This is a genomic window from Actinomadura violacea (assembly GCF_017573465.1).
GTDB classification, from domain to species: Bacteria; Actinomycetota; Actinomycetes; order Streptosporangiales; family Streptosporangiaceae; genus Spirillospora; species Spirillospora violacea.
The window spans coordinates 199,462-224,450 of sequence record NZ_JAGEPF010000005.1 but is presented as its reverse complement, the minus strand read 5'-3'; the positions used below and the strand labels follow the sequence as shown (position 1 = coordinate 224,450).

The 24,989-nt window shown below is 74.3% G+C and carries 26 protein-coding genes and 1 riboswitch; of the genes, 14 read left to right on the top strand and 12 right to left on the bottom strand.

Annotated features, from left to right (window positions below; all coding sequences use genetic code 11):
- Positions 1-1,167, bottom strand: a complete 1,167-nt coding sequence (gene pdhA / locus J4709_RS08815) for a pyruvate dehydrogenase (acetyl-transferring) E1 component subunit alpha (RefSeq protein ID WP_372442051.1) — start codon at positions 1,165-1,167, stop codon at positions 1-3.
- 156 nt (positions 1,168-1,323) lie between these two features.
- Between pdhA and J4709_RS08810 the strand changes: the two genes are divergently transcribed.
- Positions 1,324-1,836 carry an Lrp/AsnC family transcriptional regulator gene (locus tag J4709_RS08810; RefSeq protein ID WP_208238963.1) on the top strand — a complete coding sequence of 171 codons (513 nt, stop codon included), beginning with the start codon at positions 1,324-1,326 and terminating at the stop codon, positions 1,834-1,836.
- A 109-nt stretch (positions 1,837-1,945) separates the two neighbouring features.
- Here J4709_RS08810 and J4709_RS08805 read toward each other — a convergent pair whose 3' ends face one another.
- A complete protein-coding gene (locus tag J4709_RS08805; RefSeq protein WP_208238961.1) occupies positions 1,946-2,251 on the bottom strand; it encodes an EthD family reductase in 306 nt (101 codons plus the stop codon).
- Positions 2,252-2,435: 184 nt separating this feature from the next.
- On the opposite strand from J4709_RS08805, the gene paaA reads away from it, so the two are divergent.
- From paaA to paaE, 5 genes are read left to right on the top strand one after another with little or no spacing between them, the layout of a single operon-like run.
- Positions 2,436-3,407, top strand: coding sequence for a 1,2-phenylacetyl-CoA epoxidase subunit PaaA (paaA, locus tag J4709_RS08800; protein ID WP_208238959.1), 972 nt, complete (start codon positions 2,436-2,438; stop codon positions 3,405-3,407).
- Positions 3,404-3,697, top strand: a complete 294-nt coding sequence (gene paaB, locus J4709_RS08795) for a 1,2-phenylacetyl-CoA epoxidase subunit PaaB (protein ID WP_208238957.1) — start codon at positions 3,404-3,406, stop codon at positions 3,695-3,697. The genes paaA and paaB overlap by 4 nt, the downstream gene beginning before the upstream one ends.
- A gap of 12 nt (positions 3,698-3,709) precedes the next feature.
- A complete protein-coding gene (paaC, locus tag J4709_RS08790; protein WP_208238955.1) occupies positions 3,710-4,645 on the top strand; it encodes a 1,2-phenylacetyl-CoA epoxidase subunit PaaC in 936 nt (311 codons plus the stop codon).
- Positions 4,642-5,154, top strand: a complete 513-nt coding sequence (paaD, locus tag J4709_RS08785) for a 1,2-phenylacetyl-CoA epoxidase subunit PaaD (RefSeq protein ID WP_307801089.1) — start codon at positions 4,642-4,644, stop codon at positions 5,152-5,154. The genes paaC and paaD overlap by 4 nt, the downstream gene beginning before the upstream one ends.
- Position 5,155: 1 nt before the next feature.
- The gene (gene paaE / locus J4709_RS08780) at positions 5,156-6,244 is read left to right on the top strand and encodes a 1,2-phenylacetyl-CoA epoxidase subunit PaaE (protein ID WP_208238952.1); all 1,089 of its coding nucleotides are present in this window, start codon (positions 5,156-5,158) and stop codon (positions 6,242-6,244) included.
- Positions 6,245-6,337: 93 nt separating this feature from the next.
- Here paaE and J4709_RS08775 read toward each other — a convergent pair whose 3' ends face one another.
- From J4709_RS08775 to J4709_RS08765, 3 genes are all read right to left on the bottom strand, one after another.
- Complete coding sequence (locus J4709_RS08775) at positions 6,338-6,991, bottom strand: TetR/AcrR family transcriptional regulator (RefSeq protein WP_307801088.1); 654 nt, start codon at positions 6,989-6,991, stop codon at positions 6,338-6,340.
- A 56-nt stretch (positions 6,992-7,047) separates the two neighbouring features.
- Entirely contained in the window at positions 7,048-7,644 is a 597-nt protein-coding gene (locus J4709_RS08770; protein ID WP_208238950.1) for an ankyrin repeat domain-containing protein, read from the bottom strand.
- An 88-nt stretch (positions 7,645-7,732) separates the two neighbouring features.
- Positions 7,733-8,332: a GlcG/HbpS family heme-binding protein gene (locus J4709_RS08765; RefSeq protein ID WP_208238948.1), complete on the bottom strand. Its 600-nt coding sequence runs from the start codon at positions 8,330-8,332 to the stop codon at positions 7,733-7,735.
- A 207-nt stretch (positions 8,333-8,539) separates the two neighbouring features.
- Here J4709_RS08765 and J4709_RS08760 point away from each other — a divergent pair, with 207 nt between their 5' ends.
- Both J4709_RS08760 and J4709_RS08755 read left to right on the top strand, forming a co-directional pair.
- The gene (locus J4709_RS08760) at positions 8,540-9,745 is read left to right on the top strand and encodes a sensor histidine kinase (protein ID WP_307801086.1); all 1,206 of its coding nucleotides are present in this window, start codon (positions 8,540-8,542) and stop codon (positions 9,743-9,745) included.
- Positions 9,742-10,377, top strand: coding sequence for a response regulator (locus J4709_RS08755; protein WP_208238944.1), 636 nt, complete (start codon positions 9,742-9,744; stop codon positions 10,375-10,377). Before J4709_RS08760 ends, J4709_RS08755 begins: the two co-directional genes overlap by 4 nt.
- A 6-nt stretch (positions 10,378-10,383) precedes the next feature.
- Here J4709_RS08755 and J4709_RS08750 read toward each other — a convergent pair whose 3' ends face one another.
- A complete protein-coding gene (locus J4709_RS08750; protein ID WP_208238942.1) occupies positions 10,384-10,626 on the bottom strand; it encodes a helix-turn-helix transcriptional regulator in 243 nt (80 codons plus the stop codon).
- A 288-nt stretch (positions 10,627-10,914) separates the two neighbouring features.
- A riboswitch (cyclic di-AMP (ydaO/yuaA leader) is annotated at positions 10,915-11,054 on the top strand.
- 27 nt (positions 11,055-11,081) lie between these two features.
- Between J4709_RS08750 and J4709_RS08745 the strand changes: the two genes are divergently transcribed.
- Together J4709_RS08745 and J4709_RS08740 are read left to right on the top strand one after the other, a co-directional pair.
- Positions 11,082-11,738, top strand: a complete 657-nt coding sequence (locus J4709_RS08745; protein ID WP_208238940.1) for a CHAP domain-containing protein — start codon at positions 11,082-11,084, stop codon at positions 11,736-11,738.
- Positions 11,735-12,421: a glycoside hydrolase family 25 protein gene (locus J4709_RS08740; protein ID WP_208238938.1), complete on the top strand. Its 687-nt coding sequence runs from the start codon at positions 11,735-11,737 to the stop codon at positions 12,419-12,421. The genes J4709_RS08745 and J4709_RS08740 overlap by 4 nt, the downstream gene beginning before the upstream one ends.
- A gap of 55 nt (positions 12,422-12,476) precedes the next feature.
- On the opposite strand, the gene J4709_RS08735 is transcribed toward J4709_RS08740, so the two are convergent.
- The 5 genes from J4709_RS08735 to J4709_RS08715 all read right to left on the bottom strand — a co-directional run bounded on the left by J4709_RS08735 (position 12,477) and on the right by J4709_RS08715 (position 18,242).
- Positions 12,477-14,012: an MFS transporter gene (locus J4709_RS08735; RefSeq protein WP_208238936.1), complete on the bottom strand. Its 1,536-nt coding sequence runs from the start codon at positions 14,010-14,012 to the stop codon at positions 12,477-12,479.
- Positions 14,013-14,077: 65 nt separating this feature from the next.
- Positions 14,078-14,632, bottom strand: coding sequence for a TetR/AcrR family transcriptional regulator (locus J4709_RS08730; protein ID WP_208238934.1), 555 nt, complete (start codon positions 14,630-14,632; stop codon positions 14,078-14,080).
- A gap of 72 nt (positions 14,633-14,704) precedes the next feature.
- The gene (locus J4709_RS08725; RefSeq protein WP_208238933.1) at positions 14,705-15,733 is read right to left on the bottom strand and encodes an acyl-CoA dehydrogenase family protein; all 1,029 of its coding nucleotides are present in this window, start codon (positions 15,731-15,733) and stop codon (positions 14,705-14,707) included.
- Positions 15,730-16,863 (bottom strand): acyl-CoA dehydrogenase family protein, encoded by a 1,134-nt coding sequence (locus J4709_RS55460; RefSeq protein ID WP_208238927.1) that lies wholly within the window; start codon positions 16,861-16,863, stop codon positions 15,730-15,732. The genes J4709_RS08725 and J4709_RS55460 overlap by 4 nt, the downstream gene beginning before the upstream one ends.
- Entirely contained in the window at positions 16,860-18,242 is a 1,383-nt protein-coding gene (locus tag J4709_RS08715; RefSeq protein ID WP_208238926.1) for a 4-hydroxyphenylacetate 3-hydroxylase N-terminal domain-containing protein, read from the bottom strand. Before J4709_RS08715 ends, J4709_RS55460 begins: the two co-directional genes overlap by 4 nt.
- Positions 18,243-18,380: 138 nt before the next feature.
- Here J4709_RS08715 and J4709_RS08710 point away from each other — a divergent pair, with 138 nt between their 5' ends.
- From J4709_RS08710 to J4709_RS08700, 3 genes are read left to right on the top strand one after another with little or no spacing between them, the layout of a single operon-like run.
- Positions 18,381-19,892, top strand: a complete 1,512-nt coding sequence (locus J4709_RS08710) for a class I adenylate-forming enzyme family protein (protein WP_208238924.1) — start codon at positions 18,381-18,383, stop codon at positions 19,890-19,892.
- Positions 19,882-20,547, top strand: a complete 666-nt coding sequence (locus J4709_RS08705) for a TetR/AcrR family transcriptional regulator (protein ID WP_208238922.1) — start codon at positions 19,882-19,884, stop codon at positions 20,545-20,547. Before J4709_RS08710 ends, J4709_RS08705 begins: the two co-directional genes overlap by 11 nt.
- Entirely contained in the window at positions 20,544-21,380 is an 837-nt protein-coding gene (locus tag J4709_RS08700) for a crotonase/enoyl-CoA hydratase family protein (RefSeq protein WP_208238919.1), read from the top strand. Before J4709_RS08705 ends, J4709_RS08700 begins: the two co-directional genes overlap by 4 nt.
- 29 nt (positions 21,381-21,409) lie before the next feature.
- Here the strand turns inward: J4709_RS08700 and J4709_RS08695 are convergent, their stop codons facing one another.
- Positions 21,410-24,022: a DUF4132 domain-containing protein gene (locus J4709_RS08695; protein ID WP_208238917.1), complete on the bottom strand. Its 2,613-nt coding sequence runs from the start codon at positions 24,020-24,022 to the stop codon at positions 21,410-21,412.
- A gap of 84 nt (positions 24,023-24,106) precedes the next feature.
- Here J4709_RS08695 and J4709_RS08690 point away from each other — a divergent pair, with 84 nt between their 5' ends.
- On the top strand, positions 24,107-24,859 hold the full coding sequence (locus tag J4709_RS08690; RefSeq protein WP_208238916.1) for a YwaF family protein: 753 nt from the start codon (positions 24,107-24,109) through the stop codon (positions 24,857-24,859).
- The last annotated feature ends 130 nt before the right edge of the window (positions 24,860-24,989 follow it).

Below are 24,989 nucleotides of genomic sequence, written 5' to 3'. Positions count from 1 at the left end.
TCAGTCCTCCTCGGCGGCGAGTTCGGACGCCAGCAGGTCGCGCTGCTCGCGCAGCTGCGGCGTGGGCTCGGCGAAGACGTGCTCGAACAGGTCCATCGGTCCGGGCGCATGCTCGGGGTCGGCGTTCAGCGCGTCGCGGACCCCGGCGGCGAACGCCTCGGCGGCCTCGTGCGCCGCCGCGACCTCCGCGTCGTCCAGCACGCCCCGGCCGCGCAGGTAGGTCTCCAGACGCGCGAGGGGATCGGCCGCCTCCCACCGCTCGACCTCGCCGTCCTCCCGGTAGCGGGTGGCGTCGTCGGCGTTGGTGTGCGCGTCCATCCGGTAGGTGTGCGCCTCCACCAGCGACGGTCCGCCGCCCGAACGCGCGTACTCCACTGCCGAGGCCAGGACGGACAGCACCGCGACGAGGTCGTTGCCGTCCACCTGCTCGGAGCGGACGCCGTAGCCGACGCCCTTGTAGGCGAGTGCGGGCGCGGCGGTCTGCTTGGCCAGCGGCACCGAGATCGCGTACCGGTTGTTCTGCACGAAGAACACCACGGGCGCCTTCCGGACCGCCGCGTAGTTGAGCGCCTCGTGGAAGTCGCCCTCGCTGGTGCCGCCGTCCCCGACGAAGGCCATCACGACGCCGTCCTCGCCCTTGCGCCGCAGGGCCTCCGCCATCCCGACCGCGTGGAGCGTCTGCGTGGCGAGCGGGGTGCACTGCGGCGCGACGCGCACCGCGGCGGGGTCGTACCCGCAGTGCCAGCCGCCCTGCAGCAGCGTCAGCACCTCGGCGGGATCGAGGCCGCGCGCGACCAGCGCCACCGAGTCGCGGTAGGTGGGGAACAGCCAGTCGGCGTCGCGGAGCGCGAGGACGCCGCCGATCTGGCACGCCTCCTGGCCGCGGCTCGACGGGTACACCGCGAGCCGGCCCTGCCGGGTCAGCGCGGTCGCCTGCCGGTCGAAGCGGCGGCCGAGGACCATCCGGCGGTAGGCGTCCAGCAGCTCGCCGTCGGCGGGCGCCGTCCGGCCCGCGGGGGGCTCGACGGCGGTGCCGTCCTCGGCGACGAAGCGGACCGGGACGGCGGACGGGAGGAGCTCGTCGACCGCCGGGTTCCGGTCGCGCCCGGTCGCCGGCGCCGTCTTCCGAGCCGCCTCCCGCACCGTCTTCCGGGCCGTCTTCCGCACTGGCTCCCGTACGGTCGTGGGCTTCCGCACCGGCATGGCGCGCCTCGCTCTCTCTGGACGCTTGTCGTCCACAGCGTCCGCTCCGGCGACCATCCGTTCAAGACATGGCGGATAATGAGCGACAAGTGGCTACGAAATGGGCGAATGGAGGGCCGAATGTCGATCGAAGACGCCGCGGACGGCGCCTGGCCGGGACGTTCTGCCGGACGGCTCGACGCGGTCGACCGCGCGATCATCGCCGAGCTGCTGCGCGACGGCCGGATCTCGGTGCGCGCCCTCGCCGAGAACGTGCACGTGTCGCGCGCCAACGCCTACGCCCGGCTCACCCGGCTGATGGACGACGGCGTGATCACCGGGTTCACCGCGGAGCTGGCGCCGCACCGGGCGGGCCTCGGCACCAGCGCGTACGTCTCGATCACCATCGAGCAGAACTCCTGGCGGGCCGTGTCGGCCGGGCTCAAGGAGATCGCCTACGTCGAGCACTTCGCGATGCTGGGCGGCGACTTCGACGTGCTCGCCCTGGTCAGGGCGCCCGACAACGCGGCGCTCCGGCATGTCGTGCTGGAGCGCATCCAGGACATCCCCGGCGTCCGCGCCACCCGCACCTGGCTGGTGTTCGACGAGGCCCGCGGCCGCGGCGCAGCCTGGGGGACGCCTCCGGGCGGGTGAGACGCGGCCGCCGCCCGCCTCGTCCGGGACGAGGGGGCGGCGGCCCTTGCATGCTCCGGCGTGCTCCGGCGTGCTCCGGCGTGCTCCGGCGTGCTCCGGAGCGTTCCGGTCAGCCCAGCGTCTCGTGGACCTCGCCGGAGAACATCGTCGTGGAGGCGACGTCGTACTTCGCCGCGTCCTCGGCCGCCGCGGCCATCTGCGGGCTGCCCAGCGCCGCGTTGAGGGCGTCGCCGTCCTCGAACCACAGGTCCGCGACCAGGTAGGGGGCGTCGGTGCCGAGCGCCCGGGGGTGCGTCAGGGTGAAGGACTTCAGCCCGGGCAGCGCGTGCACCAGCGGGACGTGCGTGCTGCGGTAGCGCTCGTCGAACGCGGCCGGGTCGGCGGGGGCGAAGTACTGGACGGTGAGGCGGTGCATGGCGGTCCTCCACGGTGGATGCGGCCGGTCGGGTCCGGCTGACCTCACCGTAGCCCGCGGCCCCGGACCGCTCCGGCGGCGGTCCCGGCCGTTTCGTCCCCGACTGTTGCGCGGAGGCGCCGCCGCGTGCGACCGTATTACTGACCGAACGATAAGTAATTCGTTCGACCGGTGAGGAGGGGACATGACGACGACCCCCGCGGACCCCGCGCCGCCGGACGCGGCGCAGGAGCGGTTCGACGCGACCATCGCGCGGGGCGACCGCATCGAGCCCCGCGACTGGATGCCGGACGGCTACCGCCGCACCCTCGTCCGCCAGATCGCCCAGCACGCGCACTCGGAGATCATCGGGATGCAGCCGGAGGGCAACTGGATCGGCCGCGCGCCGTCCCTGCGCCGCAAGGCGATCCTGCTGGCCAAGGTGCAGGACGAGGCCGGCCACGGGCTGTACCTGTACTCGGCGTGCGAGACCCTCGGCGTCTCCCGGGCCGAGCTGACGGAGATGCTGCTCAGCGGCCGGCAGAAGTACTCCTCGATCTTCAACTACCCGACGCTGTCCTACGCCGACGTCGGCACGATCGGCTGGCTCGTCGACGGCGCCGCGATCTGCAACCAGGTGCCGCTGTGCCGCACCTCCTACGGGCCCTACGGCCGCGCGATGATCCGCATCTGCAAGGAGGAGTCCTTCCACCAGCGGCAGGGCTACGAGCTGCTCATGACGATGACGCGCGGCACGGACGGGCAGCGCGCGATGGTGCAGGAGTCGGTCGACCGGTTCTGGTGGCCGTCGCTGATGATGTTCGGCCCGCCGGACGCCGAGTCGCCGAACAGCGCCCGGTCGATGGCGTGGGGCGTCAAGCGCAACTCCAACGACGAGCTGCGGCAGAAGTTCGTCGACATGACGGTCCCGCAGGCCGACGCCCTCGGCGTGACGCTCCCCGACCCGGACCTGCGCTGGAACGAGGAGCGCGGCCACTACGACTTCGGCGAGCCGGACTGGACGGAGCTCGCCGAGGTGATCCGCGGGAACGGGCCGTGCAACGAGCAGCGGATGGCGCACCGCCGCGCCGCCCACGACGACGGCGCCTGGGTGCGCGAGGCCGCGACGGCGTTCGCGGAGCGGTCCGCCGCGCGGGCGCGGGAGGAGGCACGATGAGCGGCGACCGGCGCGAATGGCCGCTGTACGAGGTGTTCGTCCGCGGCAAGCGCGGCCTCAACCACGTGCACGTCGGCTCGCTGCACGCCCCCGACGACGTGATGGCGCTGCGGCACGCCCGCGACGTCTACACGCGGCGCAACGAGGGCGTGAGCATCTGGGTCGTGCGGGCCGACGCGATCACCGCGTCCAGCCCCGACGAGAAGGACCCGCTGTTCTCGCCCAGCGGCGACAAGGTCTACCGGCACCCGACGTTCTACGAGATCCCCGAGAACGTCCCGCACATGTGAGGGCGGACCACCATGAGCGACGACCTTCTGAACAGCGACCTCGGCGGCGTGTTCGACGGCCTGGCGGGCGGCGGCGACTCCTCGCAGTGGGCGTTCGGCACCGGCTTCGAGGACCCCCTCGCCGGCGTCGACACCACCGTGCCGGACGGTGTCGCCGGCGCCGACCTCGCCGCGTACTGCCTGATGCTCGGCGACGACGCGCTGGTCATGTCGCAGCGCCTCTCGGAGTGGTGCAGCCGCGCCCCCGACCTCGAAGAGGACATCGCGCTGGCGAACACCGCCCTCGACCTGCTCGGGCAGGCGCGGCTGCTGCTGACGCGGGCGGCCGCCGCCGACCCCGGCGCCGTCCCGGCCCTGCCGGAGGGCTCCCCGGTGCCCGGCGAGGACGCGCTCGCGTTCTTCCGCGAGGCGGGGGAGTTCCGCAACGTCCGCCTCGCCGAGGTGCCGAACGGCGACTTCGCGCACGTCGTCGTCCGCCTGCTGCTGTTCTCGGTGGCCCGGCTCGCGCTGCTGGAACGGCTCCGCGCGAGCACCGACGGGGTGCTGGCGGCGGTGGCCGCCAAGGGCGCCAAGGAGGTCACCTACCACCGCGACTGGGCGGGGCGCTGGTTCCTCACCCTGGCGCAGGGCACCGAGGAGTCGCGCCGCAGGCTCCTCGCGGCCTTGGACGCGCTGTGGCCGCTCCAGTCCGAGATGGTCACCGCGCACCCCCTCGAAACGTCCCTCGCCGAGGCCGGTGTCGGCGTCGACCCCGCGTCCGTCCGCGGCGAGGTCGACGCCGTCCTCGACCAGGTGCTGGCCGTCAGCGGCGTCGACCGGCCCGACCGCGCCCCCCTCGCCGGCATCGGCGGGCGGACGGGACGCGACGGCATGCACACCGAGGCGCTCAGCCGGATGCTCGCCGAGATGCAGGTCGTCGCGCGCGCACACCCGGGCGGCCGCTGGTGAGCGTCCGCGAGCGCGCCCTCGCGGCGGCCGGGCGGGTCCGCGACCCCGAGATGCCGATGCTCACCCTCGCCGACCTCGGCGTCCTGCGCGGCGTCGACGTCGAGCGCGACCCCGACGGCGGCGAGGCCCTCGTCGCCTCGATCACCCCGACCTACACCGGCTGCCCGGCCCTCGCGACGATGCGCGACGACCTCGTCCACCGGCTGAACGACGCGGGCTTCGCGCGCGTGCGGGTCCGCGTCGTGCTGGACCCGCCGTGGTCGAGCGACTGGATCTCCGAGCACGGCCGGGCCGCGCTGCGGGCGGCCGGCCTGTCACCGCCGGGGCCGGTCCGGCGCCCGACCGGGCCGCTCGGGCTCACCCTCGGGCCGACCCGCCGCGCCCCCGCCTGCCCTCGCTGCGGTTCCGCGGCCACCCGGCCGATCTCGGAGTTCGGCGCCACCGCCTGCAAGGCCCTGTACCGCTGCACCGACTGCCTCGAGCCGTTCGAGCACGTCAAGGAGATCTGACATGACCACCCTCGCGCCCGCGGCCGCGCCCGCCCGCAGGGCCGGCGCCTTCCACGCGCTGACCGTCGCGGCGGTCGACCGCCTCTGCGAGGACGCCGCCGCGATCACCTTCGCCGTCCCCGCCGAGCTGCGCGAGGCGTACGCCTTCCGCGCGGGCCAGTCCCTCACCCTGCGCCGCTTCGTCGACGGCCGGGAGGAGCGCCGCTCCTACTCGATCTGCGCGCCCGCCGGCGAGGCGCCGCGGATCGGCGTCCGGGAGATCCCCGGCGGGCTGTTCTCGTCCTGGCTGGTGAACGAGGTCGCACCGGGCACGCGCATCGAGGTGCAGACCCCCACCGGCTCCTGGCAGGCCGACCCTGCGCTGGGCGAACGGCACCTGTGCGTCGCCGCGGGCTCGGGCATCACCCCGATGCTGTCGGTCGCCTCCACGGTGCTCGCCCACCCCGGCGCGCAGGTGACGCTGCTGTACGGCAACCGGACGAGCCGCACCGTGATGTTCACCGAGGAGCTCGGCGACCTGAAGAACCGGTACGGGCCGCGGCTCCAGCTGGTCCACGTGCTGTCGCGCGAGCCGCGCGACGCCGAGCTGTTCTCCGGCCGCCTCGACCGCGACCGCCTCACCCGCCTGCTCACCGGCCTGGTCCCCGCCGAGGTCTTCGACCACGTCTGGCTCTGCGGGCCCCTGCAGATGGTCGAGGACGCGCGGTCCGTCCTCGCCGACCTCGCCGTCCCCGCGCAGGTGCACGTCGAACTGTTCTACGTCGACGCGCCGCCGCCGCAGCCACGGCGGGACGACGACACCGTGACCGGCGCGACGACCGAGCTGACCGTCGTCCTGGACGGCCTGCGCACGACGTCCCGGGTGTCCCGCGAGACGACCGTCTTGGAGGGCGCCCAGCGCACCCGCGCCGACCTGCCGTTCGCCTGCAAGGGCGGCGTCTGCGGGACGTGCCGCGCCCGCGTCCGGGAGGGCGAGGCGGACATGCGCCGCAACTACGCCCTCGAACCGTCCGAGGTCGACGCCGGATTCGTCCTGACCTGCCAGTCGTTCCCGACCGGCGACGCCGTGACGGTCGACTACGACGCCTGACCGACGCCCGGAGCGGAGCGCCAGCGGAGTGGAGGGCGGCGGTCAGGCCGCCTTTGCCGGGGTGGGGGGTGTTGTTCCCCACCCCCCACAGAGTCATTGACGGGCGTCTGGAGCGGGGCGGGTCTCGTGGCGGGCGAGGCCGTCGAAGGCGATGGCGGTGATGGCGTCGGCGACCGTCGCGGTGTCGTAGGCGCCGTCCGGGCGGTACCACTCGACGAGCGAGTTCACCATGCCGAACAGCAGCCTGCTGACCAGCGCGGGCGGCACGTCGGCGCGCAGGGAGCCTTCGGCGGCGGCGTCCGCGACCAGCTCGGCCAGGCGGTCGTCGATCCACCGGCGCCGCTCCAGCGCGGTCAGCTCCACCTCGCTGTTGCCCCTGACGCGCAGGAGCAGCGTGACGGTCGGCTGGTGCGCGACGAGGACCTCCACGCTGCGCCGCACCACCGCGCGCAGCCGCCCGTAGGCGGTCGTCCCCTCCTGCTCGCGGGACGCCTCCGCCACGGCGGCGGTGAGTTCGTCGAGGGCGTCGTCGAGGGCCTGGCCGAGCAGCTGCTCCTTGCCCGCGACGTGGTGGTAGATGGCGGGCTTGGTGAGGCCGAGCTCCCTGGCGAGGTCGCCCATGCTGGTGGCGTCGTAGCCTTTGCGGTTGAACAGCTCCACCGCGGCGCGCAGGATCGCCGCCTGGTCGTGGCCGGGACGGCCGCGCCGGCGGCGCGGAGTCGGTTCGGCCGGACCGGTCGTCGCCACGGACGCAGCATCTCACGGACGGCCGGACGCCCCGGCGCGGCGCCCGGCGGCACAGGTCAGACGTGCGCGCCCGCCGCGCGCAGCAGCTCGGCGATCTCCACCGAGCCGCGGTCGAGGGCGTGCCGCAGCGGCGTGACACCGTCGCCGTCGGGCAGGTTCACGTCCGCGCCCGCGTCGATCAGCAGCGTCACGATCTTCTGGTAGGGAGCCGTCCCGTCGCCGAGGACGACCGCCTCCAGCAGGGCCGTCCAGCCGAGCCGGTTGACGTGGTCCACGTCGATCCCGGTCGTGAGCACTTCGCGGACGTAGTCCACGTGGCCGCGCTCGCACGCCGGGATCAGCGCGACGCCCCCGTACCGGTTGGTCAGCGTCAGGTCGGGGCCGGCCCGCAGCAGCGCCCGGAGCATCGCGACGCTCCCGGTCACGCCGGTGACGAGGAAGGCGCTGTCGCTCTTGCGGTCCTGCAGGTCGGGGTCGGCGCCCGCGTCGACGAGGACGTCGGCGACCGCCACATGGTCGCGTTCGGCGGCGAGCTGCAGCGCGGTGCGCCCGTGCTCGTCGCGCGCGTCGGCGTCCGCGCCGTTCCGCAGCGCGGCGTGCGCGGCGGCGGCGTCACCGCTCCGCGCGGCGCGCAGTAGGTCCTGGTCGCTCATCTTCGTCTCCTTCGTCCGTTCGGCCCGCCCGGGCGGGCGCGGAGCCGTCCCGGCTCCGCGCACCGTCCCGCCGGATCGGCCGGAACCGTCAGCCGAGCTGCCCCTGCACGGCGCTGAGGCCGGCCTGCGCGATGCTCTCGTCGATGCTGCCCTGCGGCGCGCCGCCGACGCCGATCCCGGCGATCGGGGAGCCGGCGGAGGCGACCGGGACGCCGCCCGCGAGGAACAGCGTGCCGGGGATGTCGCGGACGCTCGGCCCGTTCCCGGTCGCGTTCTGGGTCAGCTTCGAGGTCGGCTGCCCGAACGAGACGGCGGTGAACGCCTTGCGCTTCGCCGACTCGACGGTCTGCGGGCCGGCGCCGTCGCCCTTGACGACCAGGCGCACGTCGCCGGACCGGTCGACGATCGCGACCGCGACGCGCTGCTTCTGCTTGGCGGCCTCCTTCTGCACGGCGGTCGCGATCCGCATGGCGGCGTCGGTGTTGAGGGTCCGGACGTCCTGGACGGCCTGCGGCGCCTTCGCGGGCGCCTTCACCGGCGCGGCGGTGGACGCGGACGCCCCGGCGGCGGACACGGCGACGGCGCCGGCGACGATGGCGACCCCGGCGGCCGCCCCCGCGAGCGTGCGGACGCGGATCCGCCGCTTCCCGGACTCCGGCGCGGCCTCGGTGTTCTGCTGCTTGCGCATGATGGTGCTCCTTCTGGTGCTGGTGGTCGATCCGTTGTCTTCGAGCCTCGCCGGGAACGGGCGCCGGCCCATCGCGGACCCGGTTGATCACGCGGATCGGATCGGTGCACGGCCGGATCAACCGATCGGACGATGCCGCCGGCCGCCGGGCGGGTGAGGCTGCTCGGGGAAGGCTTGCGCGGCGGCCCGCGCGGGGAGGGAGCAGAGGTGACGGGGAGCGAGCACCGGATACACCTCGCGATGCACGCGGGGTTCTTCCTGCTGCTCGCGGCGTCGGCGTCCCGGCTGGTGGTCAGGCACGGGCTGGGCGGCATGACCACGGTGTGGCTGGTGATGTGCGGCGTGACGGCCGTGGCGTACGCGGCGGGCGTCGCGGGCTGGGAGGCGTTCGGGCGCCGGGGACGGCTCGCCTGGCTGGCGGTCGTGATGCTGTTCTGGCTGGTGCTGGTCATCGCGGCGCCGAGCTTCGCCTGGTGCGCGATCCCGCTGTTCTTCCTCGCGCTGCGGCTGCTGTCGCCGCGCGCCGCGATCGTCACGGTCGTCGTGCTCACCGGTGCGGTGATCTTCGCGGAGATCTACCTCGCGGACCGGCTGGACCCGAGCCTGGTGCTCGCGCCGGTCGCGGTCGCCGCGATGGCCGCGGTGATCTTCCTGGAGCTGCAGCGGCTCATCGACGAGCTGGTCCGCACCCGCGGCGAGCTGGCGGCCACGCAGCGCTCGGCGGGGGTGCTGGAGGAGCGCGAGCGGCTGTCCCGGGAGATCCACGACACCCTCGCGCAGGGGCTGACCAGCATGGGGATCCTGCTCCAGGCCGCCGACCGGCAGTGGGACACCGCGCCGGACGACGCGCACCGGCATCTGCGCGACGCGGCCGGGGTCGCGGCGGCGAACCTGGAGGAGGCGCGCCATTTCGTGCGCGCGCTGGCGCCGCCCGGGCTGAGCGCCGGGTCGCTGCCGCGCGCGCTCGCCGACCTGGTCGGCGCGGAGTCGCGGGCGGCGGGCCCGAGGGTGCGGTTCCGCATGGAAGGGGAAGAACATCCCTTGGACGTGGAGGCGCAGACGGCGCTGCTCCGCGTCGCGCAGGGCGCCGTCGCGAACGCCCGCGACCACGCGCACGCGTCCACGGTGATGGTCACGCTGACCTACCTCGGCGACGCGGTCTCGCTGGACGTCGCCGACGACGGATCGGGCTTCGACCCGTCGCGCACGGCGTCCGCGCCGGGGCGCGGCTACGGGCTCCCGGCGATGCGGGACCGGATCGCCGGGGTCGGCGGCGTCCTCACGGTGGAGAGCGCACCGGGCGCGGGCACCGTCGTCGCCGCCGCGGTCCCGCGGCGCGGCCCGGCACCCGAGGCGCCGCGGGACGGAACACGGCAGGATGGGCTGCCGCACGGGGAGGGGAGGACCGGATGAGCGCGGTGCGGGTGACGATCGTCGACGACCACCCCGTGGTCCGGGCCGGGCTGCGCGCCCTGCTGGGCGGCGAGCCGGACATCGAGGTCGTCGCGGAGGCGGCGGACGGTGAGGAGGCGGTCCGGCAGGCCGGGCTCGTCCCCACCGACCTCGTCCTCATGGACCTGCAGCTCGGCGAGGGCATCGACGGGGTGGAGGCCACCCGGCGGATCCTCGCGCTGCCGGACCCGCCGCGCGTGCTGGTGCTGACCACCTACGACTCCGACGCCGACATCGCCCGCGCGATCGACGTCGGCGCAGACGGGTACCTGCTGAAGGCCGGTCCGCCGGACGAGCTGTTCCGCGGCATCCGGACGGCGGCGCAGGGCGAGACGGCGCTGTCGCCGCGGGTCGCGACGCGGCTGATGAACCGGGTCCGCGAGCCGGCCCCGGCGCTCAGCCCGCGCGAGATCGAGATCCTGGAGCTGCTGGCCACGGGCCTGTCCAACCAGCGGATCGCGCGCCGGCTGTTCATCAGCGAGGCGACCGTGAAGACCCACCTGGTGCACATCTTCGGCAAGCTCGGGGTCGACACGCGGACGGCCGCGGTGACCGCGGCCGTCGAGCGGCGCCTCATCCGGCTGCCGGGCTGACCCTTCTCAGGGGCGCCCCGGGCTCCGGGGCGGGCCCTGCGGTGCCGTGGCCGGCTCCAGGGCGATCGTGACGCGGAGCCCGAGGACGTGCGCGACGCGCTCCAGCACCGGCAGCGGCGGCAGGCGGGACCCGGACTCCAGCCGGGAGACCGCGGGCTGGTCGAGGCCGGCGAGCCGGGCCAGCCCGGCCTGCGTGATGCCCAGCGCGCGGCGCCGCAGGCGGATCGCCGTGCCGATCGTGTCGTTCACCGGACGTCCTCCTCGTGCTCGGTTCCGGTCGTGTCCGAGGTCCACGATCGCCGCCGGGGGCCGCGGCGCCATCCGGTGATCGTCGGAATGGCGCGTGCCGTCCGGGCGACGCCGCGCATCCATCGATCGGTTGACCCGGGGGTGCCGGTGCATGGAAACGCGCGCCCGGAAAGCGCGGCGGCGCCGGGGAATCCGCTTCACAAGGTGCCGTTTTATGCATAATTTATTTGCTCTGGAAATTTGGTCATGCCCTTATCCGGTGCTTAGTCTCCGCTGCATCGGCCGAAATTCGGCCGGACGCCGAATCTCCCGCGAGGGGGAGCCGGGGACCCAGGTTCGTTGGGGTGAATCCGCTGGTCGCCAGCGGTAGGGCCGTCTCCTGGCCCGAACCCGTCAGCTAACCCGGCAGGCGGATAAGGAGAGGTGGAAGGCCCTTGGACACGGGCATCCAAGAAATGATCAAAACCCTCGAGACGGAGCTCGGGTACACCGAGAAGGGAGGCGGCTACACCAAGTTCGGGGACTGGTACTCCAAGAACATCGACCATTCCTACGACTTCTCGAACGCGGCCTGGTGCGACATGTTCCTCGTCTGGGGCGCGACCAAGGCGGGCGTCGCCAAGCAGGTCGGGAAGTTCGCCTACACGCCCTCGCACGCGACGTTCTTCAAGAACCACAAGGCGTTCGACCACAAGCCGACGCCCGGTTCGCTGGTCTTCTACGACTGGTCCGGCGGCAAGAGCATCGACGGCATCGACCACGTCGGGATCGTCACCTCGGTCGACGGCTCGCGGATCCACACGATCGAGGGCAACGTCGACGGGCAGTTCGTCAAGCGCAAGGTCCGCGACCAGGACAACGTCGTCGGCTACGGGCATCCCGAGAAGGTCCCGATCGGCCGCAAGCCGGCCGCCGCGAAGGCGCAGCAGGCCGCCGACCACTCCGGGACCGCAGGCACGCAGACCGCGGCGATGGCCTACACCCGGCCGGCGCCCGAGGACGGCCCGTCCGTCGAGCTGTGGGGCGCCCTCACCGCGGTCCTGTTCCTGACGCTCTCGCTGCTGGTCTTCCTCAGGCACCGGCGGCCCAAGGCCACGGGGGAGGACCGATGAAGCGCCTCGCGAAGCTGCTGGTGACCTCGGCGATCGCCGGCGGGGCCATGTTCCACCTGGCCGCCCCGTCCAACGCCGCCGAGCCGCCGAAGCCCCTCCCGCAGGGGGTGGACGTGTCCACCTACGACCGGGGCGTCGACTGGGGCGGCGGGCGCATGGCGTTCGGCATCGCCAAGGCGACCGAGGGCACCGGGCACGACGACGAGACCTTCGCCGCCAACTGGGCGAAGATCCGCCAGAGCGGCCTGGTCCGCGGCGCCTACCACTACGGGCACCCGAAGAACGACCCGGTGCGGGAGGCCGACCACTTCCTGTCGGTGGTGAACGCGGCCGGCCTGCAGCCCGGCGACCTGCTCATGCTCGACCTGGAGTCGACCGACGGCCGCTCGGACCAGCAGGTCAACGACTGGGCGAAGCGCTGGCTCGACCACGTCCAGCAGAAGACCGGTGTGAAGCCGTTCTTCTACAGCTCGTGGTCGTTCGCGCAGGAGCACGGCAAGGGCCTCGGCGGCTATCCGCTGTGGGTGGCGCACTACGGGAAGGCGCCGGGACGGGTGACCGCCCCGTCCCCGTGGAAGGAGTGGACGATCCACCAGTACGCGTCCACCGACCACGACCACAACGTGTCGAGGCTCAGCGCGGACCAGCTCCGCGGCCTCGGCTACAACCCCGCTCAACGCTGAGCGCGCGGCGGGGCGGGCGGCGAGGGCCGCCCGTCCCGTCCCGGCGGGGCCGCGCTCAGTCGGCGGCCGTGCCGGAGCGCTGGCCCTTGAGCAGGACCCAGGCGGCGATGGCGGTGGCCAGCAGGACGGCGGCGCCGATGCCCGCGGTGAACCGCAGGCCCTCGGCGAAGGCGTCGCGGGCGGCCGCCAGCAGCGCGTGGCCCTCGGGTCCGCCGAGCGCCGCGGCCGCCTGGGCGGCGCCGCCGATCGAGTCGTGCGCCGCCGCGGCCGCGCCGGAGGGGACGCCGTGCGGCGTCGCGAAGCCCCGGTAGACGCCGGTGGTGATCGAGCCGAGCAGCGCGATGCCGAGCGCGGCGCCGAGCTCGTAGGCGGTCTCGGAGACCGCGGACGCGGCGCCGGCCTGCTCCTTCGGCACCAGCGAGACGATCATGTCGGAGGTCGTCGCGAAGGCGAACCCGGCGCCCGCGCCGGCGAGCAGCAGAGCGGCGAACAGCAGCGAGTAGCCGGTGCCGGCGTGCAGCCCGGCGAGCAGCGCCAGGGCCAGGCCCATGGCCGCGAGCCCGCCCGCGACGACGGTGCGGACCGACGTGCGCCGGACGGCCAGCGCCGCCAGCAGGCCGGTGACGATGGAGCCGATCGTGGCGGGCAGCTCCGCCAGGCCCGCCTCGAGCGGCGAACGGCCCTGGACGAGCTGGAAGAACTGGGACAGGAAGAACACCAGCCCCGCCAGGCCGAGCACCGCGAGCAGGTCGGCGGCGACGGCCGTGGAGAAGCCGCGGTTGCGGAACAGCCGGACGTCGATCAGCGGCGAGTCGAGGGTCCGCTGCCGCCGGACGAACCAGACGAGCGCGGCGACGCCGAGGACGGCGGCCGCGCCGACCCGCGCGGAGACCCCGTGCGCGGCGGCCTCCTTGATCGCGTAGACCGTCCCGATCATGCCGACGAGGGACAGCGCGGCGCTCGGCAGGTCGAACGGCCCCGGCGACGGGTTCTTCGACTCGGGCAGCAGCCGCGCGCCGGCCACGACCAGCACCGCCATCACCGGCAGGTTGATCAGGAAGACCGAGCCCCACCAGAAGTGCTCCAGCAGCAGGCCGCCGACCAGCGGGCCGACGGCGGCGCCCGCCGAGACGCTGGAGGCCCAGATGCCGATGGCCATGGAGCGTTCCCGGGCATCGGTGAAGATGTTGCGGATCAGCGCCAGCGTCGACGGCATCAGCGTCGCGCCCGCCACGCCCATCAGGGCGCGGGCCGCGATGAGCAGCTCCGGGCTGGTGGCGTAGGCGTTGAGCACCGACACCGCGCCGAACGCGGCGGCGCCCCCGAGCAGCAGCCGCTTGCGGCCGATCCGGTCGCCGAGGCCGCCCATGGAGACCAGCAGCCCGGCGATGACGAACGAGTAGACGTCGCCGATCCACAGCAGCTGGGCGCCGGACGGCTTGAGGTCCTCGCTGATGAACGGGGTGGCGAGCCCCAGCACGGTCGCGTCGACGGCGACGAGCAGTACGGCGAGGACGAGCACGCCGAGGGCGGCCCAGCGGCCCGGGGTCCGGTCGTGCCGCACGAGGGCGGGCGGCGTCGCGGTGGTCATGGTCCCACTGTCCTTACAGGTGGTGCGTGATTGATGGGGCGTGATGAGGGGTGAGTGATGGGCGATCAGGGGCGCGGGGCGCGGCGTTCGACGCCGCCCAGCAGCAGCCCGGTGATCATCGCGGTGTAGTCGCGGGGCGCGGTCTTGCCGGACTGGATCGTCCAGGCGGCGGATCCGATCAGCCCGTACAGCGCCTCGGTGAGCCAGGCGGGGGGCAGGTCGATGCGGAACTCGCCGGCCTCCTGGCCGCGCCGGAACAGCGCGGTGATGCGGGCGTCGAGCCGCTCCCAGCCCGCGTTGACCCCCTCGCCCTCGAACAGCTGGTTCTCGGTCGCGAGGAAGGCGAGGAACGCCGCGACCGGGCGGCTGGCCTCGACCAGCCGCACCAGCGCGTCGGTCGCGGTGCCGTCGTCGAGGCGGGCCTCGTCCAGGACCGCCTCCAAGCGGCGCAGACCCAGGTCCTCCAGTGCGCGGACGAGCTTCTCGCGGCCCGCGAAGTGGCGGTGCAGGGTGGCGCGGCTGATCCCGGCGGCCTGCGCGATCTCGTCCTGGGTGGCGGTCGCCTTGCGCGACAGCAGCTCCGCCGCGCTGGCCAGGACGGCATCACGATCGAACGACATGAGACCATGCTACCTCATATGAGACATCATTGTCTCATACGAGTGCTCGATGTCACTCCGAGCGGGCGCCGGTCAGGGGATCAGCGCGGCGTAGAGGTCGTCGGGAGCGGCGAGAAGGAACCGGGACGCGTGGGCGCGCTTGAAGTAGAGGTGGGCGTCGTGCTCCCAGGTGAAGCCGATGCCACCGTGGATCTGGATGCATTCCGTCGCGACGTGCACGAAGGCGTCACCGCAGTAGGCCAGCGCCATCGCCGCAGTACGCGGCGACGGCTCGCGCGCCGCCCACGCCGCGAGCGCCGCCGCGGCCTCGACGTCCACAAGCAGCTCCGCGCACAGGTGCTTGATCGCCTGGTTCGCGCCGATGGGACGGCTGAACTGCTCGCGGACCTTGGCGTACGCGACGGCCATGTCCAGCGCCGCCCGCGCGCCCCCGGCCATCTCCGCGGCCAGGGCGGTCATGCCCGGTGCCGGGTCCGGCGCGCCGCCGATCCGCCGCGCCGGGGTGCCGTCGAAGGCGAGCGCGGCGATCCGCCGCGTACCGTCGATCGAGGCCAGCGGCCTGCGCTCGGCGGTCTCGGGGACGTACAGCGCGCCGTCCGCGACGACCAGCAGGAGGTCGGCGGACGCGGCGTCGGGCGCGGGGCCGGTGGTCCCCGACAGCCGCCCGCCCTCGGCGCGCACGCCGCCGCCCTGCGCGAGCGTCGCCATCCGCTCGCCCGCCACGATGCCCGGCAGGAGTTCCGCCCGCGCCTCGTCGTCCGCGGTGAGCAGCACGGACGCGGCGAGGAACGTGGACAGCCAGGGGAGCGGCGCGAGCGCGCGGCCCAGTTCCTCCGCGACGACGGCGGCCTCGGCGAGCGACTGCCCCGCGCCGCCGTACTCCTCGGGGACGGCGAGCCCGGCCAGGCCGAGCCCGGCGAACCGCCGCCACAGCGCCGGGTCGTAGCCGGCGTCCGTCCCGTCCGTCTCGACGACACGGCGGACCCGCGGCATCGGCAGATGGTCGGCGCAGAAGGCCCGCACGAGGCCGCGCAGCTCGGCGCGCACCTCGTCCTGCTCGGCGGTGTCGAAAGCGGTGCCGGTCGGGGAGGCGTCGGTCATCGCGGGTCCCTCGGCAGTCCCAGGTGGCGTTCGGCCAGGATCGTGCGCTGGATCTCGTCGGTGCCGCCCGCGATCCGCAGCGCGGGCGCGCCGAGCAGGAACTCCGACCAGGCGTGGCCGCCGTCGCCGAGGTCGGCGGCCAGCGACGGGCCGAGCACCGCCGAGGCGGTCTCCACGGCCAGCGCGAGCGCCCGGTTCACCAGCAGCTTGGAGATGGACGCGGCGGCCGCCGGGTCGAGGCCGGCGCTCCGGTTGACCTGCGCGGCGGCGGTCAGCGCGGCGTCCAGCCGGCCGAGCCGGCCGCGCGCCGCCGGGGTCAGCGCGCCCCGGCGGCGCGCCTGCCCGGCGAGTCGTTCCACCAGGTCGGGCGGGACGGCGTCGACCGCGCCCCCGAGCGCGGCCCGCTCGCTGGACAGGCTGGTGATGGCCGCCTTCCAGCCGCCGTGGAGCGGGCCGATGCGGTCGGCGTCCGGCACCCGCACCTCGCTGAGGAACACCTCGTTGAACGACGCGCCGCCGGTCATCTGCCGCAGCGGCCGGACCTCGACGCCCGGCGCGTGCATGTCCACGAGGAACAGCGTCAGGCCCCGGTGCTTGGGCGCGTCCGGGTCCGTCCGGACGAGCGCCTCGCCGAGGTCGGCGTGGTGCGCGCCCGAGCTCCACACCTTCTGCCCGGTGACGACCCAGGAGTCGCCGTCGCGGACGGCCCGCGTCCGCACCGAGGCGAGGTCGGAGCCCGCGTCCGGCTCGGAGAACAGCTGGCAGGCGGTCGTCTCGCCGCGCAGCAGCGGCCGCAGGTAGCGGCGCTTCAGCTCGTCGGAGCCGTGCGCGCGGATCGCGGGCGCGACGATGTGCAGGCCGACCAGCAGCGGTTGCAGGTCGGGCGCGTCGTAGCCGGCGAGCAGCGCGGCGAACGCCTCCGCCCGGTTGCCCTCCAGCTCGGCGAAGCCCGCGTCGTACAGCAGTCCCTGCCAGCGCTTGGCGGCCCGCAGCGTCTCCGCCTCGCGCTCCGGGACGATCTCCTCCAGCAGCGCGACCCGGTCGGACGGCGCGGGCGCGGGACGCGGCGGCAGATGCGCGTCGAGGAACGCCCGCGCGCGCTTCTCGAACCCGTCCGGCGACTCCGTCACTCCAGCCCCGCGATGTCCAGGGCCATCCGCTTGGCGGCGGCCATGTCGTAGTGCTTGCTCGACACCATCCGCTGCGCGTACAGCCCGCCACCGGACTGCAGCATCGTCACGTGCTGCCAGCCGCCGAACGTGTCGGCGGTGTAGTCGCGGATCGCGTGGAACAGCCGGCTGCGGTACTCGGCGTCCACGCCCTCCATCGTGCGCATGTACTTGCGGACATAGGGGCCCGTCTCCGGGCTCGCCAGGTCGTCGGGGCTCGGCGCGGTGAGGATCGCGCCGCCGCCGATGTCGTGCAGGTGGCGGACCATCCGGCTGAACTCGGCGGCGCCGAAGTGCTTGGCGGCGTTGGTGTACAGCTCGCTCGGGAACATCCAGCCCTCGGGGCTCTTCTCCGCGTTGGAGATCGCCGCCTCCAGCCCGGCCCGGACCAGCGTCGCGTACATGATCATCTCGCTGATCTTCTCCCGGATGTGCGACACCCGGTCCAGCCCGTTGGCCTCCGCGATGAGCTGCGCGAACCCGGTCAGGATGTCGCCGATCTCGGCCAGGTGCGCGGTGCCGCCGAGCCGCTCCCACAGGCCGAGCGCGTGCGCGAACGTCGCCGAGTGCCCGACCTCGCCCGCCAGGAACACCCGCTCGTTCGGGACGAACACGTCGTCGAACACCAGGAAGCCCTCGGGCATGTTGTGGTGGCTGGAGTGCGGCCAGTACCCGGCGTCCTCGCCGGACGCGGCGCCGCGCGGCGCGTACGTCGTGTTGATGATCGACACGCCGGGCGCGTTGGCCGGGACGGCGCAGGCGACCGCCCAGTCCTCCTCGCCGGGCTTCATCCGCTTGGTCGGCATCACCACCAGCTCGTGCGAGGTGGCCGCCGCGGTGATGTGCATCTTCGCGCCGCGGATCACCACGCCGTCGGGGCGCCGCTCGACGATGCGCGTGTACAGGTCGGGGTCGTCCTGCTGCGAGGGGGAGAGGCGGCGGTGGCCCTTGGCATCGGTGATGGCCTGGACGCCGCGCACGTCCTCGCGCTTGCACCAGTCGTAGTACGCCTCGATCCGCGCGGCGTACTCGGGGTGGTCGGCGCGCATCCGCGCCGCCGCCGTCAGCAGCGCCTGCAGGCCCTGCGCGGTCGTCACGGTCGTCATGTCCCAGGTCAGCAGCTCGTGCAGCTGGGCGCGCAGGTCCTCGGCGGTGGTCGGGAACGCGAAGTAGGGGCCGACCGCGTCGCCGGGCCGGTGGTAGCGGTCGTAGCCGGCCGCGACCTCCGCCACCCCGGCCGCCAGCAGCGGCTCGTCCTCCAGGTCGCTCACCTTCCGGCCGTTGAGGAACAGCCTGCGCCCGTCGCGCAGGGACTCCCGGTACTCGGCTCCGGTCTTCACGCGTGCCTCCCGCGGTGCGTCTCCGGCGGACCGGTCGCGGGCGCCCTGCCGGCGCCGGCCGCGACCGCCGATATTCGTGAACGTAACGTCACAATTAGGGCCTTGGCAAGAGGTGAACGCGGCGTTACGTTCACGTCCGTGGAGAGCTACTCGTTCGCGACCCGGCTCCGCGCCCAGGCCGCCGCCCGGCCGCACGCCCCGGCCATCACCACCGACGGGCGCACCCGTACCTACGCCGACCTCGACGACCTCGCCGACCGCGCCGCGGCCGACCTGCGCGGGCACGGCGTCCGCCCGGGCGACCGCGTCGCCTACCTCGGCCCCAACGGCATCGCCTTCGCCGCCCTCATGTACGGCGCGTCCCGGCTGCGCGCCGCCTCGCTCGCGCTCAACTGGCGGCTGCCGCCCGCCGGGCTCGCCGCGATCCTCGCCGACGCCGAACCGGCCGTCCTCGTCGCCGCGTCCGACCAGGCCGACGCGGCCGGGGCCGCCGCACGCGCCGCCGGGTTCGCCGGGCCGGTCGTCCCCGCGGACGGCTGGCCGCCGCCCGGCCCCGCCGGCGCAGCACCCGATCCGGTTCCCGACCCCGACGACCTGGCCATGCTCTGCTACACCTCCGGGACGACCGGCACCCCCAAGGGCGTGACGACCACCAACCGGGCCGTCCTCAACCACCTCGCCCGCCCCGGCGTCTACCCGTACGCGGGCGCGGACGCCGTGCTGCTCAACTGCGCGCCCGTCTTCCACGCCGCCGGCGCGGGCTGGCTCTGGGTGCCCGCCTACCAGGGCGCCCACCTCGTCCTGCTCGCCCAGGCCGACCCGCCCGCCGTGCTCGACGCGCTGCGCCGGCACCGCGTGACGGCCGCCCTGCTCGTCCCCGCCGTGCTGCGGATGCTGCTCGACGACCCGTCCCTCACCGACCTGCCCGACCTGCGCACCATCGTCTACGGCGCGTCGCCCATCGCCGAGCCCGTGCTGCGCCGCGCGATGGCCGCGTTCCCGGACGCCGGGTTCGTCCAGGTGTACGGGATGACCGAGACGACCGGGCCCGTCACCCGCCTCGACGAGGCCGAGCACCGGGCGGGGACCCGGCTGCGCACCGCCGGCCGCCCCTTCGGCGGCATCGAGGTCCGCGTCGTCGAACCCGGCGGCGACCGAGAGCGTGCGCCCGGCGAGACCGGCGAGGTCTGGGTGCGCGCCGACCAGACCACCCCCGGCTACTGGCGCGCGCCCGCCGCGACCGCCGAGCTGTACGCGCCGGGAGGCTGGCTGCGCACCGGCGACGCCGGGTTCCTCGACGCCGACGGGTTCCTGCACCTCACCGACCGGATCAAGGACATGATCGTCAGCGGCGGCGAGAACGTCTACGCCGCCGAGGTCGAGAACGTCCTCGCGTCCTGCCCAGGCGTCGACGACGTCTGCGTCATCGGCGTCCCGCACCCGAAATGGGGCGAGACCGTCAAGGCCGTCGTCGTCGGCACCGCGACGTCCGAGCAGGTCATCGCGCACGCCCGCGAGCACCTCGCCCACTACAAGTGCCCGACGACGGTCGACTTCGCCGCCGAACTGCCCCGCAACCCGTCCGGGAAGGTGCTGCGCCGCCTCGTCCGCGAGCCCTACTGGGATGATGAACCGCGTTATGTCACCTGAGACGACCACCACCGACCCGGCCCCCGCGTCCGGCACCGTCGCGCCGCCGGAACCGCCGAGCGCCAAGGGCCGCGCCACCCGCGCCGCGTTCGAGGACGCCGCCCGCCGGCTCATCGCCGAGCGCGGCTTCCTGCGCACCACCGTGCACGACATCGCCGCCGCCGCGGGCAAGTCGACCGCCGCGTTCTACCGCTACTTCGACAACAAGGAGCAGCTGCTCGCCGCGCTCGCCGACGGCTTCTCCCACGAGGTGCTGCTGCACTCGCCCGGCGCGCCCGACGGCAGCGCCGCGTTCTTCGAGAACGCCGCCCGCGCCTACTGGGACGCCTACAAGGAGCACCTCGGCGTCCTCGTGGGCGTGTTCCAGCTCGCCATGGTCGACGAGGAGTTCGCCGAACGGTGGCGCGCCAGCCGCATGGTCGGCGTCCGCATCATCGAGCGGACCGTCCGCCAGGCCCAGGACACCGGCCACGCCGCCGGGCTCGACCCCGCCCTCGCCGCCTCCGCCATCGGCGCCATGTTCGAGCACTTCTGCTTCGTCTGGCTCGCCCAGGGCGGCGACGGCCCGGGCGCCTCCATCACCGACGACGAGGCCGTCGCCACCCTGGCCGCGCTGTGGCGGCGCGGCCTCTACGGAGAGGAACCGTCCCCATGACCGACCGGATCTCGCTGACCGTCCAGGACGGCGTCGCCGACGTCCGCCTCAACCGCCCCGACAAGCTCAACGCCCTCGACATGGCCACCTTCGAGGCCCTCGCCGAGACCGCCGGCGCGCTCGCCGCCGAGGCGTCCGTCCGGGCCGTCGTGCTGTCGGGGGAGGGGCGCGCGTTCTGCGCCGGCCTCGACTTCGCCAACTTCGCCGCGATGGCGGGCGACGCGACCGCCGCGTCCGGCGGCGACCGGCTCCGCCGCCTCATGTCCGACGTCATGGAGCGCGAGCCGGGCCGCATCACCAACCTCGGGCAGCAGGCCGTGCACGGCTGGCGCGAGCTGCCGCAGCCCGTGATCGCCGCCGTGCACGGGCACGCGCTCGGCGGCGGCCTGCAGATCGCGCTCGGCGCCGACATCCGGATCGTCGCGCCGGACGCGAAGCTGTCGGTGCTGGAGATCCGCTGGGGCCTCGTGCCCGACATGACCGGCACCGCCGCGCTGCTGCGGCTGGTCGGTGAGGACGTCGCCAAGGAGCTGACGTTCACCGGGCGGATGGTCGGCGGCGACGAGGCCGTCCGCCTCGGCCTCGCCACCCGTACCGCCGACGACCCGCGCGCCGCCGCGCTGGACCTGGCCCGCCAGATCGCCGGCAGCAGCCCCGACGCGATCCGCGCCGCGAAGCGGCTGCTCAACCGCGCCGGGGACGGCGGCGACCTCGCCGGCCAGTTCCTCGAGGAGTCCCGCGCCCTCGCCGAGCTCCGCGGCTCGCCCAACCAGGCCGAGGCCGTCCGGGCCTACTTCGAGAAGCGCCCCGCCTCCTTCACCGACCCCGCCTGACCGGCGGACGGGCGCGGGCGGACGGGCGGTCAGGACGCGCTGCGGACGAGGTCGTGGACGGCCTCGCTCATCGTCACCGGATCGACGTCGCCGAGCGGCACGGAGTCCTGCGGCGCGCGGGCCGGCGCCGGGCCCGCCCACACGGCGGTGACCTTCTGGTCATCGCCGTCGCCGTACATGTAGGAGCCGAGGCCGGGGCTGAGGCTCGCCACGACGCACAGGCCCGTCGGGTCGCGCCGGGCGAGCCAACCGCCCGCGAAGTTCCCGTCGGCGTCCACCGACTCCCATCGGCCCTGCGAGTGGCCCTTCGCCTTGCCGTAAGGCAGCACGAGCCCCTCCGCACGGGCGAGCCGGTGCGCGGCGCGCTCGTCGTCCGCGAGCCGGTAGACGGGCCGTCCGAGCTGCTCGAACGGCTGCAGGATCTCGTAGTCGGCGAACAGTTCCGCCCAGGCGTCGAGGTCGTCGCCGAGCAGCAGCGGGTGGGCGATGCCGATCAGGGCGTCCGCCGGCGGCGCGAACGCCTCGTCGCCGAGGTCGGCGTAGGTGCCGTCCTCGGCGACGCGGAACGCCGTGCCGCCGCCGGTGATCCACACCAGCCGCCGGACGATGTGGCCCAGCAGCGGATGCAGGACGAACAGCGCGCGGAAGTCCTCCGGCGTCCACGCCCGCCGGGTGATCATGGCCTTCTCCAGCCGCTTGATCTCCTGGTCGGCGATCGTCCGCAGATCCTTACGGAGCCCGGTGAACAGCGCGTGCGCCGCCGGGGCGAGCGCCGGGTCGTCCTTCGGGCCGGGCTTCGGCGCGCTCTTGCGGACCTTGCCGCTCGGCTCCACGACCAGCGGCACGAGCTGCTCGTCGAACGCCACGGTGAACCGGCGCGGCCCGTAGTCCAGGACGAGCGTGCCGGCGGCGTCCAGGCCGAAGTCGGGGACGGCCCGGTCGGCGAGGTCGTCCGGCGTGATCCCGCGCGCGGCGGCGATCTCGTCGATCTTCTGCACCGCCCTGGCCTTGAGCCCCTTGTACTTGCCGCGGCGGGTCAGCTCGAACAGGTGGGTGAGCGCGACGTCGGAGCCGATCCGGGCCAGCACGTCCAGCGCCGCGGTGGCGCGCGCCGTGCCGCCCTCGCCCGGCCACTGCTTGATCAGCGGAGCGAGCCGCCGCACCGTCGTGTCGTCCCCGATCAGGCCGAGCTGCGCCAGCGCCCAGTTGTGCTTGGACGGCGCCCCGAGCGCGTACCAGCGCTGGAACACCGCCCACGAGAACTCGGCCAGCGAGTGCGCGTCGCACGCCTCGCGGACGGCCGCGACCTCGGCGTCCTTCTTCGCGAGCCGGTTCAGCAGCGACCTCGTCGCGCTCGCGGGCAGGGCCCGGTCACCGGCACGCGTGAGGATCTGCGGGAGCGCCGCCGGGGCGGCCCAGTCCGCCTTGGAGGTCCGGGCGGGCCTGCCGGCCAGCACGTCCGGCACGTCGTCGCAGTCGGGGACGGCCGGGCGCGGCAGCAGCGCGGCACGGGTCGCCGGGGGCAGCGCCTCGGCCAGACCGGGGTCGGCGTGCAGCAGCCCCCGCACCAGTCCGCCCGCCTGCAGGCCCCGGACCGTCCCGTCGTCGGCCAGCGGCGCCAGCGCCCGGACCGCCTGCACCGGGTGCCGCTCGGCGGTCTCCGCCAGCGCGGCGGGCACACCCGGGTCGGCCATGCGGCGGAGCAGGAGGCGGAACGTCCGCTCGTCGCCGATCTCCCGAAGGGCCCTCAGCACGATCGCGCCCGCCTCCTCCCGGGCGTTGTAGCGGGCGAACCCGAGCGCGCCTGCGAGAAGGGACACCGCGTCCGCGCCCAGCCCGTCGAGCAGCGACCCGGCCACGGCGGGCGTCCACGGGACCCAGCCGGCCCGTCCGGCGTGCGAGGGCGTGGACATCGAGGCGAGCACGTGCTCCTGGCCGAGGACGTCCAGCTCGACGGCGTCGTCGAGGGACTCGTCGACCCAGGCGGTCTCGGTCGGGACGAGATAGGACGCGGTGCGGCGCCTCAGGGCGTCGCCGCGATGCGCCGCGAGCCGCGCGACCGCATCTACGTACTGCTCGTCGGACGCCACCGCGAGCAGCGCGCGGAGCCGCTTCGCGGCCGCGTCCTCGGCGATCCAGCGGCAGACGGCGAAATGGTCGCCGGACGTAGCGCGCCGGATCTCGCCGCGCCATCCTCGCGGCGGATTGGAGTACATGACGACCTGGACCACCAAGGAGCCGTCGGGACCGGGCGTCGCCGGCTTCGGTAGCGGGCCGAGCGCGAGGGAGGACGCCTCGGTGAGCGCGCAGGCGGCGAACGCCGGACCGCGGTCCAGGACCCAGGCGTCCACAAAGGCGGCGCCTTCGATGTCGTCCAGGTACTTCACCGCGACGGCGGCGAGGACCGCGGCGCCCGCCGGGTCGTCCCCGCCGTCCAGCCACGTTCGCACGGCCTTCGCGATCCCGGGTTCGGTGCGCTCGTGCGCGGCCATCTCCTCGGCGATCGGGCGCGCCGCGCGCTCCCACTCGCGGGCCCGCCGCGCCGCGGCCCCGTCCGGGACGACCTCGGGCCCGGCGGCGCCGCCGCGCCGGGGGTGGAGGTGCTCGCGCCACTCGACCGGAATGTCCACCGTCTCGATCATGGCCCCGGAACCTAACGGGACCCGCCGACACTCTCGGCGCCGCCGCACGGGCCGTGGCGGGGCCGCAGCGGTTAGCATCACCGAATGCCGCTGATCGCAGCCGGTCGCTTCGTCGCGTACGGGCCGTCCCACTGGGTGGCCCTCGGGGTGTTCGCGGTCGGCTGCGCCGTCCTCGTCACGGTCGGCCGCGCGCAGCGGACGGCGCCGGAGGCGGGCGAGGGCTTCGGGGAGCAGGCGAAGGGCTTCGGCCGGGCGTACGCGCTCGCGATCCTGTTCGTGATGGCCGGGACGCAGGTGCACACGCTGCTGCCGGCGGAGTGGCGCATCGGCGGATCGCTGCCCCTGCAGCTGTGCGACATCGCCTGGCTGACGGCGGCCGGCGCGGTGTGGACGCTCGGACGGCGCTGGTACGCGCTGACGTACTACTGGGGCCTGACGCTGTCGGTGCAGGGCCTGCTCACCCCGGCGCTCAACGGCGGCGACTACCCCGACATCGACTACCTGGCGTTCTGGGGCATGCACCTGATGATCGTGTGGGCGGCGGTGTACCTGACCTGGGGGCTCGGGATGCGTCCGGACTGGCGCTGCTACTGGTTCGCCGTCGCCGTAACGGTGGTGTGGGCGGCGGGCGCGTTCGTGTTCAACGAGATCGCCGGGACGAACTACGGGTACCTCAACAGCAAGCCGTCCACCGGCTCGGCGCTGGACCTGCTCGGGCCGTGGCCCTGGTACGTGCTGGCCGAGGTCGTGATCATCCTGCTCGGCTGGGCGCTGATCACCTGGCCCTGGACGCGCGCGCGGGCGCGGGCGCGGCGGGAGCCCCCGGCCGCCCGCTGACCCGGGGTATTGGACCATTCCGATCATGGTCCGTTCTGCACCGTTTCAGTGGTTATAACTGCAGAGACCGCATTTTCGGCGCGCAATCCATGGTCAATGGATGAGTTGGACAATGCGGACCAATTACAGC

Coding starts and splice junctions, on each gene's coding strand:
- J4709_RS08810 (WP_208238963.1), top strand. CDS start 1,324: ATGTCGATCGAAGACGCCGCGGACGGCGCCTGGCCGGGACGTTCTGCC.
- J4709_RS08805 (WP_208238961.1), bottom strand. CDS start 2,251: ATGCACCGCCTCACCGTCCAGTACTTCGCCCCCGCCGACCCGGCCGCG.
- paaA (WP_208238959.1), top strand. CDS start 2,436: ATGACGACGACCCCCGCGGACCCCGCGCCGCCGGACGCGGCGCAGGAG.
- paaB (WP_208238957.1), top strand. CDS start 3,404: ATGAGCGGCGACCGGCGCGAATGGCCGCTGTACGAGGTGTTCGTCCGC.
- paaC (WP_208238955.1), top strand. CDS start 3,710: ATGAGCGACGACCTTCTGAACAGCGACCTCGGCGGCGTGTTCGACGGC.
- paaE (WP_208238952.1), top strand. CDS start 5,156: ATGACCACCCTCGCGCCCGCGGCCGCGCCCGCCCGCAGGGCCGGCGCC.
- J4709_RS08770 (WP_208238950.1), bottom strand. CDS start 7,644: ATGAGCGACCAGGACCTACTGCGCGCCGCGCGGAGCGGTGACGCCGCC.
- J4709_RS08765 (WP_208238948.1), bottom strand. CDS start 8,332: ATGCGCAAGCAGCAGAACACCGAGGCCGCGCCGGAGTCCGGGAAGCGG.
- J4709_RS08755 (WP_208238944.1), top strand. CDS start 9,742: ATGAGCGCGGTGCGGGTGACGATCGTCGACGACCACCCCGTGGTCCGG.
- J4709_RS08745 (WP_208238940.1), top strand. CDS start 11,082: ATGATCAAAACCCTCGAGACGGAGCTCGGGTACACCGAGAAGGGAGGC.
- J4709_RS08740 (WP_208238938.1), top strand. CDS start 11,735: ATGAAGCGCCTCGCGAAGCTGCTGGTGACCTCGGCGATCGCCGGCGGG.
- J4709_RS08735 (WP_208238936.1), bottom strand. CDS start 14,012: ATGACCACCGCGACGCCGCCCGCCCTCGTGCGGCACGACCGGACCCCG.
- J4709_RS08730 (WP_208238934.1), bottom strand. CDS start 14,632: ATGTCGTTCGATCGTGATGCCGTCCTGGCCAGCGCGGCGGAGCTGCTG.
- J4709_RS08725 (WP_208238933.1), bottom strand. CDS start 15,733: ATGACCGACGCCTCCCCGACCGGCACCGCTTTCGACACCGCCGAGCAG.
- J4709_RS08705 (WP_208238922.1), top strand. CDS start 19,882: ATGTCACCTGAGACGACCACCACCGACCCGGCCCCCGCGTCCGGCACC.
- J4709_RS08700 (WP_208238919.1), top strand. CDS start 20,544: ATGACCGACCGGATCTCGCTGACCGTCCAGGACGGCGTCGCCGACGTC.
- J4709_RS08695 (WP_208238917.1), bottom strand. CDS start 24,022: ATGATCGAGACGGTGGACATTCCGGTCGAGTGGCGCGAGCACCTCCAC.
- J4709_RS08690 (WP_208238916.1), top strand. CDS start 24,107: ATGCCGCTGATCGCAGCCGGTCGCTTCGTCGCGTACGGGCCGTCCCAC.